The organism is Winogradskyella psychrotolerans (genome assembly GCF_018860545.1).
GTDB classification, from domain to species: Bacteria; Bacteroidota; Bacteroidia; order Flavobacteriales; family Flavobacteriaceae; genus Winogradskyella; species Winogradskyella psychrotolerans_A.
In genome coordinates this window covers 1-18066 of the sequence record NZ_JAHKPN010000034.1, presented here as the reverse complement: position 1 = coordinate 18066, position 18066 = coordinate 1, and the positions used below count along the sequence as shown (strand labels likewise).

Genomic DNA, 18066 nt, shown 5'->3' with positions numbered 1-18066 from the left:
CTAAATTAGTTGTTTAACCACGCAACTAACCATACACAATCACGTTGTACACAAGCTGAAAAAACAAACTATGGAAGATAATACTACAAAAATTATTATAGCAGTTATTGCACTAATTACAGCAATAATTGGTGGTGCTTTAATTTCAATAAATAAATCTCGTAAGCGAAATACAAAGACAAAACAGGACAATATTAAAATTAAAGGAGATAAGAATAAAGTAATTGGTGGTGACGATAACTCTAAAAGTTAATGCTAAAGAAGACGAATCAAAATAACGCCAATATATCAGGCTCAAAGAATAAAATAATTGGAGGTGATGATAATTCACAAACCCATAATTACATCGGTTCAAATGGAAAATTATCATCTCTATTTGAAAAGCTTAGAGGAAGTGTAGACAATAGTGAAGAAATAGAAAAAATATCAGATAACCTTAAAAGATATACTACACGTAGAGACACAATAGGTCTTGAACAAAAATTAATAAATGCAGACAAAAGTTACTTGTATGAAGATTTTGCTTGGCTAAAACAAGAGTTTCACAAAAAACTTGTTTACTACCAAAATTACGAACCAGCTCAAGAAATATTTGCCTTTATTTTAGCAATAGTACTAGAAAAGTATATTAACCTAATTAAGCCTATGTTACGCGAAGGCATACCAGAAATAGATATATTGGCAACAATATCAAGTGACGTTGTAAAACCGATTTTAGATTTAATCGAATCAGAAGGATGCGATGATATAATTGGTTTATCATCAACTGAAATTCAAGGAATGTTTCATTATCTCACAGGCAATTGCCACATAAATTGGGAAGTATGATTGTATATCAAAAAGCATATGATTTATATCACACAGTTTACAGAATGATGAAACTGCTTGCTCATTTTAAACAAGATGGATTAATAGAAATAGACAGATTAAGAATTTGGGATTACTATTTACTTTATCCAAATAAAATGAAAACCATAAGATTAAAACGTGAAGAACAAGACGTCAAAAAAATAATTAAAAGCTTCATCGTGAAAGAGGAAAATCCTTACGAAATGGTTATAAACGACCGAAAGATGTTTGAGAAAATTAAACCATATCAAATGACGGCTATAAAGTGTCTAGCTTCATATGGAATAGTGAATAAAGATTATCTTCAAGAAAACAGAATATCAAGTATTAATAAAAACATATTTGATGATTACGCAGATGATTTTAAGGACTTAAGTGTGCAAGAAGAAAATGCAATTAAACTTTTAACAAGTCATTTTTATCAAATTTCTTTATTTGGTGTTGACGGTTTAAAAAGTAGAACAGGATTATTAGAAAGTAAATATGATGCATAATAACCTCTTTTTTAACAGAATGAAAATTTACACCAGAAATGGTGAGATTGCTTATGATGAAATTTTTCATAAAGGAATTAATATTATAAGAGGTAATAATAGTAGTGGTAAATCTACTATCACTCATTTTATGTTCTATGTATTAGGTGGAGCTTTTAATGATTGGGTAAAAGAAGCCAAAAAATGTTCATACGTAATAGCAGAGATAGAGATAAATAAAGCACCTCTAACCTTAAAAAGAGAAATCAACCTTAACAAATACGGAAAAGGCAACAAAACAGAAGGTTTATTCATTTTTTGGGGAACTTTAGAAGAAGCCGAAAAAGAAACCGAAGGTTGGCAAAAATTTAATTTTAATACAACCGATAATAAAAAAAGCTTTTCAAATGTATTATTTGAAAATCTCGACCTTCCTATCGTAAAAGGTGAAAATAATATAACATTTCATCAAATACTTAGACTCCTCTATTTAGACCAAGATTCACCCACAAATTCTTTATTCTATTATGAAGAATTTGATACCACATTGACCAGAGAAACAGTTGCTGATTTATTACTTGGTGTTTATAGACAAGAATTATACGATAAGAAACAGAGAAAAGTTGAAGCCGATAAAGAACTCGATGAAACCAAAAGGGAAATCAAAGTAATAAAACGTTTTATTCAAAATCCGCATGACCTTATACCAAGCAGCTTAAATCTGCGCATTACAGAGAAAGAAAAAGAAATCAATCAAATTGAAAGTGATATTATTGATTTAAAAAACCAAGAGAAAAAAGTTCGTTTCACTCAAAAAACTCAACTAGACTTTGAAAAGCTAAATACACAAGCAATTTTACAGCGTCAAAAGGTAAAAAAACTTGAACAACAGATTAAGAACTTTTCATATGAAATTGAGGATACAGATTATTTTATTGAAGCACTAAAAAACAAACTTAAAGCTTTAAATAAATCTATTCTGACCCGAGATTTATTAGGCAATTTTCCTATCCAAAATTGTCCAGAATGCTTGTCCCCTATTGAACCAATCGAAACTGAAAATGTATGTAAACTATGCAAAACTGATATTGATGATAGTTTTGGTATAACTCAAGCAAGAAAAATAGAGCAAGAAATTGATTTTCAAATTAGAGAATCAAAAAATCTTATATCTATTAAGAAAAGACAACTACTAGAATTACACGCTGAATTAGAATCGAACAAATTAGAATTATTTCATATTCAACAAAAAGTTAATAGTAGTATTAATGATGTAAAAACAATAAGACAAGAAAAGTTAGACCAATTATATGTAGATAAAGGTTTTATAGAAGGAGAAATAATTCAACTAAGAACACTATTTGAAAATGCAGAAATGTACCAAAGTTTAATAAAACTTCAGTCCGATTTAGAACAAGAGATTGAAGCCTTAGACTTTTCCATTAAAAAGATATCAGCAGAACAAGAGAAGCTAAAATTAGATATCAAGAGTATAATAGAAAAAGAAGGTGTCTATCTCTTAAATAATGACCTTAAAAGACAAGAGGATTTCTATCAAGCTAAAGAATTTCATATTGATTTTAGAAATAATATGGCTTACATATCTGACAAAGACGCTAAATATTCAGCTAGTTCAAGTTTCTATCTCAAAATTTCTGCAAGATTTTCTATTTTCCTTGCTTCACTTGGTATAGAAAGAATGCGATACCCAAGGTTTATTTTCTGTGATAATATGGAGGATAAAGGTATTGAGAAAATAAGAGCTGAAAATTTTCAAAAAATACTCGTAGAAGAAGCTGAAAAATTTGATTCAAAAGACTATCAAATGATTTACACAACATCATTTATTCCAGCAGAATTAAATATTGATAAATACACAGTTGGAGAATTCTATACTGAACAAAATGCAAGTTTAAAACATGTCTAAAAGCATATCAAAAATTGAGATTGTAAATACACTACTTTTCTCATACAAGACTGTTAACCGTATTAAAACGAGACATTAAATATAAAAAATGAGGATTAAACATTTAGTTAATCGAGTATTCAAAGGAAGAGAATTTAATTCTTGAAATTATGACAATAGCTTACCTCTAGCCGAATTAAAAAAGCTTGGTCTCCCATATTCAATGATTTGTATTGAGATAAATGAGAACAGTATAATTGCAGTAGATACAGGAGAAGATTCACCTGTAGATTTTATGAAGAAAAATCAGAATACCGAATATATATTAGACGCATCAATACACCCAAGGATTATTGATTCGATGTTAGGAGAAAAGAATGTTTACTATGCATCTGAGTATAATGAATCCTCAATAAAAAACAATAATAGATGGAATCAATTTAAAGTTAATATTTTCAAAGAAGATGGAGAAATATCCGGAGCACCAATCGGAGGAATATTCTCACCTATGTTAATTGACTGTGCAATTACTGAAATAGAAAAAGTCACGAAAAAAATAAGACCGAATAGTATAGAATCAGTAGGAGTAATTTCACCTTTAGGTTTTGTTAGTTATAAAAAAGAGGAAATCGGTTCAATTTTTTTTCAAGTAGATTTTATTAATGAAGAACCACATACAATAACTGAATTTAAAATTAAAGGGTTTACATTTAACGAAATGATGGACATAATTCAAATAATTTATGATAATATTCCACCGAATCAAAAATAACAACTGCGTTAAATACCATATATAATTAATTACTAGTCCTAGCCTACTTCCATAAACCCCAAACGATTCCCTATTCCATTTTTATTTACTAAATTAGGTGCTTAATCTCCTGGAGACCAAAAGGCAAGACGTCTTGTCATTGGATAAAGACATACGTAATCAATCTAAAAAACATAATATATAAATATGACTTGGATCTTGATTACCCTGTTTATAATACTAGCCAGTGCTCTGATGGCGTATCTAAAAATAAGATACAACAGAAAATACCAAATGTAGCACAACTTAACGGAATTAAAATTAATACCATGTAACGTCCCTACTAAAGGGATAATTCGGCTCTGTTGTGCCATAACATCACATTTTAATATAAACACCGATAATACAGCAATATACAAAATATTTTAATACAGGTTATAGCGTGGTTATAGCATGCTTATAAGATACTTAAAACAAGCTTATAACATAACAGATAACAGGGAGTGAAGGATAATACCAATATTCAGAAGCGTAATCCAGACCTATTACCTTAAGAGGTGCATAATCAATTCCCAGCCTTAACCTACTAATTTACAAACAACTACAACACAAACCCCTATAACTATCATAACCAAGCGCGTGTTTTTATTAAAAATGGCATCTAAATAGATAAAAATAGATACTATGAAAAACACATTGAAAATGAATTCAGCGCGCGTTCCGACTTTAGTCTTAGTTGCCGTTATGGCACTTTTTACATCGTGTAATGATGATGATATTGAAAGTAGCGATACCGATACCACAACAGGAACAGACACCTCTACCTATATTTTGGTAGTAGACCAAACGGGGCAAGGTGCAGATATAATCAATCATGATGGTGACGACATATTTAGTTGGGACTTTGATACATCAATAGGAAATGATGCCAGCTTATTAGATGACGGTAGTATGTTAGTGTGTCTAAAAGACAACGATGCTGCCATTACCTTTGGAGGCTATGGTGGTGTGTTTCAAAAAATAAATGCCGACCAAACCACAGATTGGGAAGTATCTTATAGCACCACCACGCAAACAGCCCATCATGATGTCGATTACTTAGCGAATGGCAATATTATATTCCCGGTATGGGAAGAGCTTCTAGTAAGTGATGCAGCCGAAATGGGATTTTCAGGAAGTCAAGACATATATCCTGAGGCGATCATAGAAATGAATCCTGTAACCCAAGAAATCGTTTGGGAGTGGCATGCTACAGATCATTTAATTCAAGATCATGACAGCACCAAACTTAATTATGGTACCGTACAAGACAACCCTAATAAAATAGATATCAACTACAACAGCGCGCAAGCCAATGGAGATATCATGCACATGAATGGTATTACCATAGATGAAACCAATAATATTATCTACGTAACAATTAATAACTATAGCGAGATTTGGGTGATAGACCACAGCACAACCACAGCGCAAGCAGCAACAAGTACGGGCGGAAACTATAATTTAGGCGGAGATTTAGTGTACCGTTTTGGTAATCCATTAGCTTACGATAACGTAGGAGACGTCACCATAAACGATGTCCATTATCCTAATGTGTTAGATACAGGAAACATGTTAGTCTTTTCTAACAACATTTACGATAACCAATCGGCCGTTTTTGAATACCAATTAAATCCACCATATCAACTTGTTGCTGGTGAAGATAACGAACCAGAATTGGTATGGTCTTTCACCGATTCAGAACTATACAGCGCCGGATTAGGAGGAGCTGTGCGTACACCGAACGGAAATACACTTATTGCCGAAGGTAGAGACGGCACCGTTTGGGAAGTTTCCGATAGCGGAGACGTCTTATGGAAATATGCCGGATACGATACCCTTTGGAGAGTCTACGCCATACCTGTAGATGACGAAAGACTTTCGTTTCTGGGAGTGAATTAAAAAACAAAGCACTTACAAAAAATGACTTTTACTTAAATCTTAGTAAAAGTCATTTTTTTATGGCACAGAAATCCAAATCCATACCAATCAGCGCCAACCAAATACAAACACATCCTAATATACCAGCCAGTAATGCAAAAACACCTCGTTAAAATTCACTAAACAAACAATAAACTGAACATTTTTTGTAACATTACATAGAAAATCCACACTAATTGTTTAATGATTAAAGACATCATATTTCAAATTAAATACACTTTGTCTCAACTTAAATTCAATAGAAAAAAAGGGATAAATCAAAGATTAGAAGCATCTTTTGGAGCATTGAAAGATGATACCTTTGACTTTGACAGCATTGAAAAATACTTCAGAAAAAAAGACAATTCAAAAGCACATCAAGTACTATCAGACAAAACCTGTAACGACTTGGATGTTGATGACTTATTTATGTTTCTAGACCGAACGCATTCAAAAGTGGGTCAACAATACCTTTACAATAATCTTCGGACCATAAAGGTAAATGAAAAGCAAACCAAGCTGAACGAAGAAATAATAACGGAATTATCGGAAAATCTTGAATTAAGAATTTCGGTTCAAAAAGAGATTGAAAAACTAAAACATAAAGACGCGTACTACATAACTACTTTATTTCAAGACGAGCATATCAATCCACCAAAATGGTTTTTTGTTATAAAATTATTATCGTTTACAAGTTTAGTATCATTAATTTTCGCCTTTTTCAATCCTATATTTTTCATTGTTTTATTAGGTGTTTTCTGTGTAAATTTTGTGTTACATTATTGGAACAAAAATAATTTAGTTCAATACGTAGGTTCAATTCCACAACTTTTAAAACTTAATAATGTAGCGTCTCATTTATTTACCAACCCATTATTTAAAAAAATAAATCCGGACTTACCTAAGTCCATCAAAATAATTGATGAAGTTAAAAGCAGAATGTCATTTTTTTCACTCGAAGCCAAACTTCAAGGAGAATTTCAAATTATAGTTTGGTTTGTGTTTGAGATTTTTAAAACACTATTTTTACTTGAGCCCTTATTATTATTTGGAGTTTTAAAGCGGTTAAATAACAAAAGAGAACAAATAGAAAATGTTTTCAAATTTGTTGGCCATATAGATATGCTAATTTCAATAGCGTCTTTAAGAAACGGACTTGAAACGTACTGTTTGCCAACTATTAATAACGAAGACAAAATCAGTGTTAAAGATATCAGTCATCCTTTAATTTTTAATTGTACAACCAACAGCATTGAAATAGCTGAAAAGTCTATACTTCTTACAGGTTCAAATATGTCTGGAAAAACCTCTTTTATTCGTGCCATTGGATTGAATGTCATAACTGGATTGACAATTAATACTTGTTTTGCAAAATCAATGACTTTTCCTTTATTAAAAGTGTTTTCAGCCATCCGAATAAGTGATGATTTAATGAATGATAAAAGTTATTATTTTGAAGAAGTAGTAACCATTAAGGAAATGCTTAAAGAGAGCGAAAACAAAAATAAAAATCTCTTTCTTTTAGATGAACTATTTAAAGGTACAAATACAGTAGAGCGTATTTCTGCTGGAAAATCTGTTTTATCTGCTTTAACAAAGCATAACAATAAAATATTGGTTTCAACGCACGACATAGAATTAACAGATATGCTTTCGGACGAATATGAACTGTTTCATTTTAGCGAAACAGTAAAGGACAAGAATGTAGGTTTTGATTACAAACTGAAAATAGGAAAATTAAAAAACAGAAACGCAATTAGAATACTTGAAATTAACGATTACCCAAAAGAGGTTGTTAATGAAGCCATTGAAATAGCAAAAGAATTAGATAAAACATATGTAGCGAAAAACACTACTGGAAACAACGTATATAATTAATTGCATTGGTCGTTGCTTATTTGGAAAACTCCTGCGGAATATTCACGGCTTCGTAAATGTTTGCTAACTTAGTGGCACAACCACACAACACCCGAGCGCAGCGAACAGACGAAGCAAACCATATATAAAACCGTTGTAGCCAATTAGAAAAATGAACTCATACGAAACGATAAAAAACACAAGTTCAACTTTGTATCTCGATTTAAAAGATGAATCTGACATACAAAAACGACTTGAAGATGCTGTTCAAGAAATTCATTCCCAAATTTCAAGCGATTTCAAAGACTTGTTTGGACATGTATTGAGTCTAAGTGACTTTCATATCTTTGTCGATGACGAGACTTATAGACAAAGCGCAACTGGACTAATCTTAGATGAGACAATATTGAATAATGGAAAATTTAAAATCAGAATTGAATGCCTAATTGATCATGGCAAAATTTGGATTAAAGTGAAGGAGGGAAAAGAAATCCCTGACTTCAGCAAAATTGTAAAACGTATAGAAAGTGCTCAGAACTTTGAAGGGCTGACCGAATTAAAAGAAATTAAATAAACAATCCTGATTAAAATGGAAATTAAAGATTTAATTAGAATAATCAGTGACACATATCCATTGGATATTGTAGACTTTGAAAATGAGTACCCAAATAAATCATACTGCATTCGACAAAAGAACAGACAATGGGAAGTATACTATTCTGAAAGAGGGCAAAAAACAGACTTAAAAAAATTTAATTCAGAATCACACGCTTGTGAATATTTATTAGAACAGATAAAAACTGGCTACAACACCGTGTATAATTAATTGCTTTGGTCGTTGCCTATTTGGAAAATTCCTGCGGAATTTTCTCGCGTTCGTTTTTGTTTACTAAATTAGTTGCTGAAACACGGTACACCCAAGCGCAGCGAACAAACAAAGCAAACCATACACAAGACTAGTAACAAGCTGAAAAATGAAGAAAAACCTCAAATTTGAAATTTTAATAATTCTTACTCTTATTGGGATGTTTAATTCCAATGCGCAAGTTTTAGTGGGTAATGGCTCTTGTAGTGAAATTGATGAAGCCTCTATATATGGTTGCAGTTGGGGTGGTATAAACTGGGCTAAAACTTATGATTTAACAAATTTTGGAATAGACAATAATGAAGAATTATTATTAACAAGTGGCGAGATAGGTTTGGACTGGGTTGGCACATGGGATGTAAATATTAGGTTTAATATTTATGAAATTGATGCCGACTTTCCTAATTCATTTTCCGAAGCGGATTTGATTGGAAGTAGTCAGGTTGTCCCAGTCCAATATTTTGGACAAAATAATCCTCAAATAATAGCCGTAGATTTTGACACACCTATCTTAATCCCAAGTGACATTTCTTTAATTTTAGTAGAAGTAGAACAGCTTTCAAGTTTAAGCAGTGGTGCTGTTGCTTTTGCTGGAAATATACCATCTGACGGGAGTTTATCATGGTTTAGAAGTGGAAATGCAGGATGTCCACCAATGAATTATACTAGCACTGTAGATTTAGGGTATTCTGATGCAAACTTCCATATAACAGTTTCAGGTGGTATTAATAATATTAATAACCCCTTTACGTTAAATTTTTCAGATGATTGTACAACAACGTTTCGTGAGTTTAATCTAACCAGTATTAATGATATAAACTCTGTTGCATGGGATTTTGGTGACCCAACATCTGGCACTAATAATACTTCAACTTTAAATTCACCTACACATCATTTCACGGCACCTGGTCAATATTTAATCACTGTAACAATCACACCTACAGTTGGAGCAACCTATATAATAAGTGAAACTATTTCTGTAGCAGAACCACCAATGGCTTCCCCAATAAACAATCTTCATTCATGTGAAGATGCGTTTGGTTCAGGTATTTCTTCTAATTTTGATACATCCAACGTAGAATCACAAGTTCTAAATGGACAATCTGGAGTTATAGTTACGTATTATGACCAAAATTCAAATGAGTTACCTAGCCCATTGCCAAATCCGTATACAAATACGATTACCAATTCACAAGAAATAACCGTTAGAGTTAGTAATAGTAACAATTTATGTTGCTTTACCGAAACTTCATTTAATTTAATAACAGACCCTCTACCTATTCTACCCCAAATTGATACTATCTTCTCTTGCGATAATGATGAAGATGGTTTTACTGTTTTTGATTTAGCAAATGTCCCAAATGAATTAATAAATGGTCAATCAGGTCTATTGGTCGAATTATTTGACAGTAACAATAATTTAATCTTAGTTCCTAACTACAATAACTTTAATAACCTTACTGCAAATCAAGATTTTATAAAAGCGATAGCAACTGATACAACAACTACTTGCTCATCCGAAATTAATATCAACTTGATAGTAAATGATAACCCTGAGGCAAATCAATTACCAACTATTTATGGGTGTGACGACAATAACGATGGTATTTCAGAATATTTCGATACCTCTAACATTGAAAGTCAAGTCTTGAATGGGCAAACAGGAATGTCTGTAAGCTATTTTGACCAGTCAGATAATGAATTACCTAATCCTTTACCGAATCCATATACAAACTCAAATACATTTAATGAATCTATAACTGTAAGAGTTACTGATAATAATTCAACTTGTTATTCAGAAACGACTTTACAATTGCAAACTGTGACACAACCTAATATTAATCAACCAAATAATTTGTACGCATGTGACCAAGGGAACGGATATGCTGAATTTGATACATCTAGCATAGAACAACAGCTCATTGGCAATCAAACAAGTTTAACTATACAGTACTTCGATTCCGAAAACACCCCCCTTACAAGTCCTCTCCCTACATTATTTCAAAATACAGAACCTTTTTCTCAAACCATAAGTATTAGAGTTGAAGACGCTTCAAATCCAATTTGTTATTCCGAAACATCATTTGACTTAATTGTAAATGAATTACCTGTAATTAATTTAGAAGATAACTACTACATATGTAATTTAGAACCGTCTATTTCACTAGATATAAATTCTGGTTATAATTCATATGGATGGTTTTATCAAGACGGTACATTGATGTCTACTACAAATACTGCAGTAATAGCAGATGAAGGCACTTATGTTTTAACTGTTACAGAAATTGAGAATGGTGTAACTTGTGAAAACTCATTTGAGTTTAGCCTTATTCGCTCTGTTTTACCTGAAATTCAACAGGTGAATTTTAAAGAACTGGGCAATAATCACATAGAAATAATTGCCTCAGGTGATGGCGATTTTGAATACTCAATTGATGGTATAAATTATCAGGACAGTAATTACTTCTCAAACATCGAAGGAGGAATGTATACGGTATTTGTTAGGGATAAAGATGGTTGCGGACAAGATTCAGAAGAAGTTACAATAATTGATTATCCAAAGTTCTTTACACCAAATAACGACGGGTATAATGATTTTTGGCAGATAAAAGGTATCGTTAATTTTCCTAATTCCAAGACCTTAATTTTTGACAGGTACGGAAAGTTACTAGCTAAAATATCATCAAATGATTTAGGTTGGAATGGACTTTATAATGGTAAACAAATGATGTCAAATGATTATTGGTTTAGAACAGACCTTAGTAATGGTCGAACTTTTTCTGGACATTTTTCCTTGAAAAGATAGAAAGCCTGTTAACATTGTGACAAACCTAAAAACACCCGTAAAATGAGCATGAATATCATAAAGCTGCCAGAATCACTAAACTGTGAAGAGTCACAGACTGTTCAAGTTTATGACTATTGTAGTTCAAAGGAAATTTCCAAACAACAAATCATTCTAAATCAGAATACCTTTAGTTTTTTAATTGAAGGAAACAAAGAAGTGATTTTTGATAACTCAGACCTTTCTATTGATAATCGCAAGTTTTTAATTATGAAATCTGGTCATTGTTTAATGACAGAAAAACTATCCGAAATTAAAAATTACAGAAGTATTCTTTTATTTTTTTCTAACGAAACCTTATCCAAATTCATTCAAAAATTTGAATTAAACAACAATGAACCCAATGAAAATAAATCTATTTATTCATTTGAGTATGATAAATTTATAAAACGCTTTGTTGATAGCTTAGTAGACATTTCCAAACTTTCAAAAACAGTACAAAAAAAAATAATTGAAGTGAAATTTGAAGAGATAATGCTCTATCTAATAGAATTACACGGAACTCATATTTTATATTCTTTAACGTCCAATAATGATAATTTTACTCAAAACTTTACTCGCACTGTTGAGAGTAATCAATTGAAAAAACTAACCTTGAAAGAATTAGCTTTTTTATGTAATATGAGTGTATCAACTTTCAAAAGAGAATTTGAAAAACATTATTCTGAATCTCCTATCAAATGGTTTCAAAACAAAAGATTAGAACACGCTTACTATTTACTTAATCAAAAACATAAAAAATCTTCTGAAATATATTTTGAAGTAGGTTATGAAAATTTATCGAGTTTTATTCAAGCTTATAAATCAAAATATAATAAAACACCAAAACAGCACCAAACAGAATGAGCTTTTTGCAACACTTTTTGAACGTTTAACTATGTCCCTTTTTTCATTTAAGATTTAATTTTGTGTCAAATATTAAAACATAATAAAATGAAAAAAACAAGTTTAATCTTAATGCTGTCACTAATTTTCACGACAGCAAGTTTCGGACAAAAAACATTTACCTTATCAAGTAACGATTTAGGTGGAGAAGCAACAAAGACTCAAGAATTTAATGCATTTGGGTGTACTGGAGATAACCAATCGCCACAACTTTTATGGTCCAATGCACCTGAAGGAACAAAAAGTTTTGCAATCACAATGTATGACCCAGATGCACCAACAGAAAGTGGGTTTTGGCATTGGATCGTTTTTGATATTCCTGCTAACGTAAATGAACTGGTAACTAATGCAGGAGACGTTGCACTAAATTTAGCACCTAAAGGCGTTATTCAAAGCATAACCGATTATGGAATTAAAGGCTTTGGAGGTCCTTGCCCACCAAAAGGACACGGATTTCACCAATATATAATTACTGTTTATGCTTTAAAAACAGATAAATTAGGACTTGATGAAAATATAAATCCAGCCATTGTTGGTTTTAATCTTTGGAATCAAACATTAGCAAAGGCAAGTATTGTCGCTTATTATAAACGAAACGAATAAGTACCGCACACAATACCGTGTATAAAATAGCAGTTAAGAGCTAAACGTAAAGTTTATTTCTTTTCTGCTATCTTTGTTTTATAACGTAAAACTGATGTAAATAAATCTACTACTTTCCGCATACAACCACGTTACGGTGCATTTTAGAAACACCATAACAGAAATGAAAATTTAAGGAAAATTATAATAAACAACATTTATTAATGGAAAATATTGATAGTTTTAAAATAATTGGAATAGAAACGAATACCACAAACGAAAACGGAAAATCAGCCGAAGATTTAGGGAAACTATGGGAGCAATTTTATTCTGAAAATATTTCAAACAAAATCCCTAGCAAAAAGAATACCGAAATATATTCTATTTATACCAATTATGAATCTGATTATACCGGAAAATATACTTGTATAATTGGAATGAAAGTAGATTCTCTAGACAACATTCCGAATGGCCTAATTGGATGTGAATTTGAAAGTGGAAAATATCAAAAATTTCTTGCGAAAGGAAACATGCCAAATGCAATATTAGAAACGTGGCAAGAGATTTGGAAAAAAGACCAAGAATTGAACCGAAAATACACAGCGGATTTCGAAGTTTATGGGAAAAATTCACAAAACGGAGAAAACTCTGAAGTCCAAATTTATATTGCAAAAAAATAAATACGACACCATAACATCATATAATATGAATTGCAAATTATAGCCTACTTTAGAAAATCCCAGCAGACTTTACTCACAAGTTCGCTTCTCCCGTATCTATCTGTATTGATTTGCTAAATTAGGGGCTTAAAACACACAACGAAATCAAACACAAAACCCGTGTACAACATTTAAAAAACAGAACGAAACGACAACCGTATGGAAAAAAAATCAATTTTAAAAAAAACGACTAAAACGGTTACCGACAGTTCTGAACAAATACTAAATCAACTTAAAAACGGATTTTCTAAAATTGGGGATATTGGTACCACGACTAAAAACAAGTTTATAGATTATGTAAAAGATGTGTTTGAGGTTTTACCTTTAATTGAAAACGCTGGATTTAAAACAAATAGACTGATTGTTGGGATTTCTGTTCCTCCATCTATTGAAATTCACTTTAATAGATTTAAAGAACTTAGTCCAGAAGAAACTGAAAAGTTACTTGAATTATATGCTGACCGCAAAATGTTTAAATTAATTTTTAAAGCTTTGAAAATGTCAAATGAATTTCAAGGGAAATTATCATCAGACACCTTAGTTTTTAGCGAAACTTGTATTGAAATTTCAATTCCACCAAAAGTCAGTATAAAATATCTAAATAAAGACATTTCAAATCTGACCAAAATAGAAGCTGAATTTGATTAAAATACGTGACACACACGGTATAGAAATAATTGCGCAATTTTAGTCGCAGCCAAAGGGAGTTACCAGTTTGCTAGGTCTGATTTTTCTGTGGGAAATTCTGGCATACAAATCCGCAACTATTCATACATAAAATCGTTTTGAGTAATTAATCGCCAATCTATAGAATACCTTTAAAATGACGAAACACACTTCAATTTTCCCAATCTTTCTTATGCTTGTTTTACTATTAAGCTGTAATGAAAATGTTGACGAAGAAATTACCGAGAATAGCCCATCTGTAATAATTGCCGGCGCGTTTTATAATTTTCAGTCCGTCGATGCTTTGCCAAATATAGGTCTATATGCGCAAGACTATATAACAAAGAACATTACAAATACTGAAAAAGAATTAGATACTTTAGGGAGGTTTAAATTTGAATTTGAAATCACCGAACAACCAGGTGTTATGTTAATTCACAATACAATCATAGATTTAATTGTTAAACCTGGAGATAGTTTGTTTGTAGAGATTGACGCGACAGCTATTCGTAGAAAAGACGTATTTGAGCATCTCAACGTTTCAGGGACTTCAGCTGAAATAAATAAAAACGTAATAGACTTTTTTTATAATGACCCCATCGACTATGAGATATTTCAAAATAATCGAAGACATCTAAGTCCAACCAAATTTAAATCATATCGCGATAGTATATATTTAGTTCAATCGCGTTACTCAGACAGCTTACTAACTAATACTACATTTTCAAAACTTTTTACAAATTGGTTAGAAGCTCAGAAATTATTTGCGCTACCAAATAATTATAGTCTATTTGAATTTTATTTTAAGGATGAAAACGACCTTAAATCAGAATTAAATAAGGACGACTCAATAAGTGCTACTAAATTTAACATACATAACATACCACAAGTATTAAAAAAGCATAGAATAAATAGGATCGCATCGAACAGTATTCCTAAAAAACTTATTGATCATACCCTAATAACGTCTCAAAGAGGAGCGTCTAATTTGAACCCAACGGATACCTATAGCTATTATCTTGAAAAAATAATTGAAATATATTCGGACAAACCCGAATTACTAAAATTAATGGTAAATGATTTCATAAAATCAAATCTGAATATCGAAAATATAGAAATCTATGAAGACCATAGAACCCTAATAGATAGTATTCTTTTTAAAACCGATTTTGAGAGTTCTTTAAAAGAAAAATATGTGAGCTTAAAAATGAGAATTAACACCCCACAACTAACCGATAAAATCAACTTAAAAACGTATGCATCATCTAACATTGACAGCCTAATTCAAAAAATGATATCAGAATCTAATGGGAAACCGATTTACATCGATAATTGGGCAACGTGGTGCACACCGTGTTTATCTGAATTTAAGGAAAGCACACCAAAACTAATACGTCAATTTGAAGATGAAATTGAGTTTGTATTTTTATGCTATAAATCTGAAAAACGACAATGGAAATCTACAATATCAAAATATCAGCTAAAGGGTAAACATTATTTTATTGAGAAAAATCAGATAGAAGACTTAACAAACATATTTTCTATCAATGGTTTTCCAACTTATACTATAATTAACCAAGAAGGTGAAATAATTAATACAGGTAATGATTATCGCCCAAGTAATACAAAAACTGTTCAACTTTTGGAATCGCTATTAAAAAAATAACCACTTACCATAACTTAGAGATTATTTTTCAGTTTATACAATCTAAGGTACTGCATACGCTATGCGTTTTAAAAGGTCATAATTTGACTTACAACTTATACCGATGCAACTTTAGGTATCTAAGTTATAAGAAAAAGAACTAACTTCGTGATAGAGGACTCTAAACAAGTATCCTATCTTTTTTATCCTGGTTAATTTGCGGGATATGAGTGATAAAAGTCAGGATATAACGAGTTGGTTGCAATTTAAAACACACATTCCGAAATGACAATTAGAAACTTATTTTACATATCGATATTTTTTTCAGCAATCCGATTAGGCCTTTTGCTATTAATGCCATATTTAATTAATGAATTCGATATTTCAGCTCTTAACCATGGATTAATAGTAGGAACGGTTAATATTCTCTTTTGGATTTTCACCCTTTGGTTAGTTTTCAAAGTTTTTATGACAACTGAATTGAAAAAGTATATGAAACTTCTAATACCGCTCGTTGTTCTTGTTATAGCAATTACAAAAGGTAATGATATCGGAAAACTCATTTGGGAGAATGTTAATGATGAAGTAAAAACGGAAGAAGTTCTAGAGATTACACAAGCCGAATTCAATGCAACCCAGCCAAATAAAGTATATGTCAGTTCAGATTATGAAAAGGAAACTATTGACCCTGCAACATATAATGAGATTGGAAAATTTTATAGCATTTTTATTTACAATGAAACTGAAAACTCAATTATTGCCAATCAAAAAATAACAATTAAACCAAACGAAAGTTTTGTTTTTAAGATTCCAGACACAATGGGAATTGCATTTAATAACGGAATTCAGTTTTTCATTGGAGAAACAGAAGGACTAGAAGTAATAGATAATAAAATTCAAGTTTCAGGTTTAGGTGGAGAATGGCTCGATAAGCTAAATGTACCTGAATCAATTGACTTTGCGTTTTCAATTCTAAATCCAGGAGAAGGAGACCCAATTCCTGAAGAATAACGACTGATAAAATGAAAATAAAAAACTGCAACCAACACCGTATATAATTTATTGCTAGTTCTAGCCTACTTACGAAAATCCTCGCGGATTTTCTATTCGGTTTTTATTTGCTAAATTACGAGCTAAACCACGCAACAAACCATATACAATCACGTTGTAAAACATTTACGACCAATCAATACTAATAAATAACAAAAAAACAACAATCATGAAAAAACTAACACTAATTATTTTTTTATTTCTATTCAGTAATTCATTTTCTCAATCAATTATAATTACAAAAAAAAGGAGATTCGATAAAATATATTAATGGTTTTGAACATATAAATCAAAGAAAAAAACAATTCTTTTATTACACAGAAATGCCTTCAAAACAAGAATTAAAACCAAAGCTTTATGGCATTGGTATGGGAAAATTAAATAAAAAGTATGGCAAAACAATTGCAATCGAGCAAATTGATAAAATTTTATCACCAGGAGTTCTACAAAATACTGGCAAAAATAAGTTTGTAAATATACCTGTTGAAGTTGTCAAAATCATAAAAATAAAAAACAGGTATACAAGCGTATATGCCTTAACCGAAGGGGAATTCACATTATATTTATGTCCAAATTGCGGTAATAATGAATATTTAAGATACTATGTAAAGCGTGATGAAGAAAATTTAATAAAAATTGATGCAAATGGAACAGTATTAGCTGCAAATTTTTGGAAAAAATTAAAAAAAGAATTCTCTGATTGCCAAAAAACTGTTGAATATATTTCAACTTTAAAGAAAGATAAATCAAAGAAATATGAGACACATGAATATTTAATTGATATAGTTGATTTTTATAATAACAGTTGTTCAGCAAAATAAACCTAGGTCTAAAAAAAATAGTCTTTGATAGAGTTAAAAAAATAATTATTCTAGCTAATTAAAAAGATAATTTTGATAAAATAAAAAAAACGTTTTACAACACCGTGTATAATTAATTGCTAGGTTCTTCCCTACTTGCGAAAATTCCTGCGGAATTTTCACGGGTTCGTGAAAGTTTACTAATTTAGTTGCT

Annotated in this window: 17 protein-coding genes; all 17 read left to right on the top strand. The window is 31.0% G+C overall.

Annotation, left to right across the window (positions count from 1 at the left end; translation table 11 throughout):
- The first annotated feature begins 70 nt into the window (after nucleotides 1-70).
- The 17 genes from KO515_RS11520 (at nucleotide 71) to KO515_RS11440 (ending at nucleotide 17873) form a co-directional block, all read left to right on the top strand.
- Nucleotides 71-253 carry a hypothetical protein gene (locus tag KO515_RS11520; RefSeq protein ID WP_215936496.1) on the top strand — a complete coding sequence of 61 codons (183 nt, stop codon included), beginning with the start codon at nucleotides 71-73 and terminating at the stop codon, nucleotides 251-253.
- Nucleotides 253-828: an ABC-three component system protein gene (locus tag KO515_RS11515; protein ID WP_215936495.1), complete on the top strand. Its 576-nt coding sequence runs from the start codon at nucleotides 253-255 to the stop codon at nucleotides 826-828. The genes KO515_RS11520 and KO515_RS11515 overlap by 1 nt, the downstream gene beginning before the upstream one ends.
- Nucleotides 825-1343, top strand: coding sequence for an ABC-three component system middle component 5 (locus KO515_RS11510; RefSeq protein WP_252723852.1), 519 nt, complete (start codon nucleotides 825-827; stop codon nucleotides 1341-1343). The genes KO515_RS11515 and KO515_RS11510 overlap by 4 nt, the downstream gene beginning before the upstream one ends.
- 19 nt (nucleotides 1344-1362) lie before the next feature.
- Nucleotides 1363-3249 (top strand): AAA family ATPase, encoded by a 1887-nt coding sequence (locus tag KO515_RS11505; RefSeq protein ID WP_252723851.1) that lies wholly within the window; start codon nucleotides 1363-1365, stop codon nucleotides 3247-3249.
- 202 nt (nucleotides 3250-3451) lie between these two features.
- Complete coding sequence (locus KO515_RS11500; protein WP_215936493.1) at nucleotides 3452-4000, top strand: hypothetical protein; 549 nt, start codon at nucleotides 3452-3454, stop codon at nucleotides 3998-4000.
- Nucleotides 4001-4663: 663 nt separating this feature from the next.
- On the top strand, nucleotides 4664-5920 hold the full coding sequence (locus KO515_RS11495) for an aryl-sulfate sulfotransferase (protein ID WP_252723850.1): 1257 nt from the start codon (nucleotides 4664-4666) through the stop codon (nucleotides 5918-5920).
- Nucleotides 5921-6142: 222 nt separating this feature from the next.
- Nucleotides 6143-7816, top strand: a complete 1674-nt coding sequence (locus KO515_RS11490; protein WP_215936492.1) for a MutS-related protein — start codon at nucleotides 6143-6145, stop codon at nucleotides 7814-7816.
- A gap of 151 nt (nucleotides 7817-7967) precedes the next feature.
- Nucleotides 7968-8369, top strand: coding sequence for a hypothetical protein (locus KO515_RS11485; protein WP_215936491.1), 402 nt, complete (start codon nucleotides 7968-7970; stop codon nucleotides 8367-8369).
- A gap of 15 nt (nucleotides 8370-8384) precedes the next feature.
- On the top strand, nucleotides 8385-8621 hold the full coding sequence (locus tag KO515_RS11480) for a hypothetical protein (protein ID WP_215936490.1): 237 nt from the start codon (nucleotides 8385-8387) through the stop codon (nucleotides 8619-8621).
- A 148-nt stretch (nucleotides 8622-8769) separates the two neighbouring features.
- Nucleotides 8770-11466 carry a T9SS type B sorting domain-containing protein gene (locus tag KO515_RS11475; protein WP_215936489.1) on the top strand — a complete coding sequence of 899 codons (2697 nt, stop codon included), beginning with the start codon at nucleotides 8770-8772 and terminating at the stop codon, nucleotides 11464-11466.
- A gap of 48 nt (nucleotides 11467-11514) precedes the next feature.
- Entirely contained in the window at nucleotides 11515-12351 is an 837-nt protein-coding gene (locus tag KO515_RS11470; protein ID WP_215936560.1) for a helix-turn-helix domain-containing protein, read from the top strand.
- A gap of 87 nt (nucleotides 12352-12438) precedes the next feature.
- Nucleotides 12439-12993, top strand: coding sequence for a YbhB/YbcL family Raf kinase inhibitor-like protein (locus KO515_RS11465; protein ID WP_215936488.1), 555 nt, complete (start codon nucleotides 12439-12441; stop codon nucleotides 12991-12993).
- A 203-nt stretch (nucleotides 12994-13196) separates the two neighbouring features.
- Complete coding sequence (locus tag KO515_RS11460; RefSeq protein WP_215936487.1) at nucleotides 13197-13652, top strand: GyrI-like domain-containing protein; 456 nt, start codon at nucleotides 13197-13199, stop codon at nucleotides 13650-13652.
- Nucleotides 13653-13850: 198 nt separating this feature from the next.
- Nucleotides 13851-14339, top strand: a complete 489-nt coding sequence (locus KO515_RS11455; protein ID WP_215936486.1) for a hypothetical protein — start codon at nucleotides 13851-13853, stop codon at nucleotides 14337-14339.
- A 175-nt stretch (nucleotides 14340-14514) separates the two neighbouring features.
- A complete protein-coding gene (locus KO515_RS11450) occupies nucleotides 14515-16023 on the top strand; it encodes a TlpA family protein disulfide reductase (RefSeq protein WP_215936485.1) in 1509 nt (502 codons plus the stop codon).
- 333 nt (nucleotides 16024-16356) lie between these two features.
- Entirely contained in the window at nucleotides 16357-17013 is a 657-nt protein-coding gene (locus tag KO515_RS11445) for a hypothetical protein (RefSeq protein WP_215936484.1), read from the top strand.
- A 362-nt stretch (nucleotides 17014-17375) separates the two neighbouring features.
- Complete coding sequence (locus tag KO515_RS11440) at nucleotides 17376-17873, top strand: hypothetical protein (RefSeq protein WP_215936483.1); 498 nt, start codon at nucleotides 17376-17378, stop codon at nucleotides 17871-17873.
- Nucleotides 17874-18066: the final 193 nt, after the last annotated feature.

Bases quoted from the DNA above. Each gene is read 5' to 3' on its own strand.
- KO515_RS11520 (WP_215936496.1), top strand. From the start codon at position 71: ATGGAAGATAATACTACAAAAATTATTATAGCAGTTATTGCACTAATT.
- KO515_RS11515 (WP_215936495.1), top strand. From the start codon at position 253: ATGCTAAAGAAGACGAATCAAAATAACGCCAATATATCAGGCTCAAAG.
- KO515_RS11510 (WP_252723852.1), top strand. From the start codon at position 825: ATGATTGTATATCAAAAAGCATATGATTTATATCACACAGTTTACAGA.
- KO515_RS11505 (WP_252723851.1), top strand. From the start codon at position 1,363: ATGAAAATTTACACCAGAAATGGTGAGATTGCTTATGATGAAATTTTT.
- KO515_RS11500 (WP_215936493.1), top strand. From the start codon at position 3,452: ATGATTTGTATTGAGATAAATGAGAACAGTATAATTGCAGTAGATACA.
- KO515_RS11495 (WP_252723850.1), top strand. From the start codon at position 4,664: ATGAAAAACACATTGAAAATGAATTCAGCGCGCGTTCCGACTTTAGTC.
- KO515_RS11490 (WP_215936492.1), top strand. From the start codon at position 6,143: ATGATTAAAGACATCATATTTCAAATTAAATACACTTTGTCTCAACTT.
- KO515_RS11485 (WP_215936491.1), top strand. From the start codon at position 7,968: ATGAACTCATACGAAACGATAAAAAACACAAGTTCAACTTTGTATCTC.
- KO515_RS11480 (WP_215936490.1), top strand. From the start codon at position 8,385: ATGGAAATTAAAGATTTAATTAGAATAATCAGTGACACATATCCATTG.
- KO515_RS11475 (WP_215936489.1), top strand. From the start codon at position 8,770: ATGAAGAAAAACCTCAAATTTGAAATTTTAATAATTCTTACTCTTATT.
- KO515_RS11470 (WP_215936560.1), top strand. From the start codon at position 11,515: ATGAATATCATAAAGCTGCCAGAATCACTAAACTGTGAAGAGTCACAG.
- KO515_RS11465 (WP_215936488.1), top strand. From the start codon at position 12,439: ATGAAAAAAACAAGTTTAATCTTAATGCTGTCACTAATTTTCACGACA.
- KO515_RS11460 (WP_215936487.1), top strand. From the start codon at position 13,197: ATGGAAAATATTGATAGTTTTAAAATAATTGGAATAGAAACGAATACC.
- KO515_RS11455 (WP_215936486.1), top strand. From the start codon at position 13,851: ATGGAAAAAAAATCAATTTTAAAAAAAACGACTAAAACGGTTACCGAC.
- KO515_RS11450 (WP_215936485.1), top strand. From the start codon at position 14,515: ATGACGAAACACACTTCAATTTTCCCAATCTTTCTTATGCTTGTTTTA.
- KO515_RS11445 (WP_215936484.1), top strand. From the start codon at position 16,357: ATGCCATATTTAATTAATGAATTCGATATTTCAGCTCTTAACCATGGA.
- KO515_RS11440 (WP_215936483.1), top strand. From the start codon at position 17,376: ATGCCTTCAAAACAAGAATTAAAACCAAAGCTTTATGGCATTGGTATG.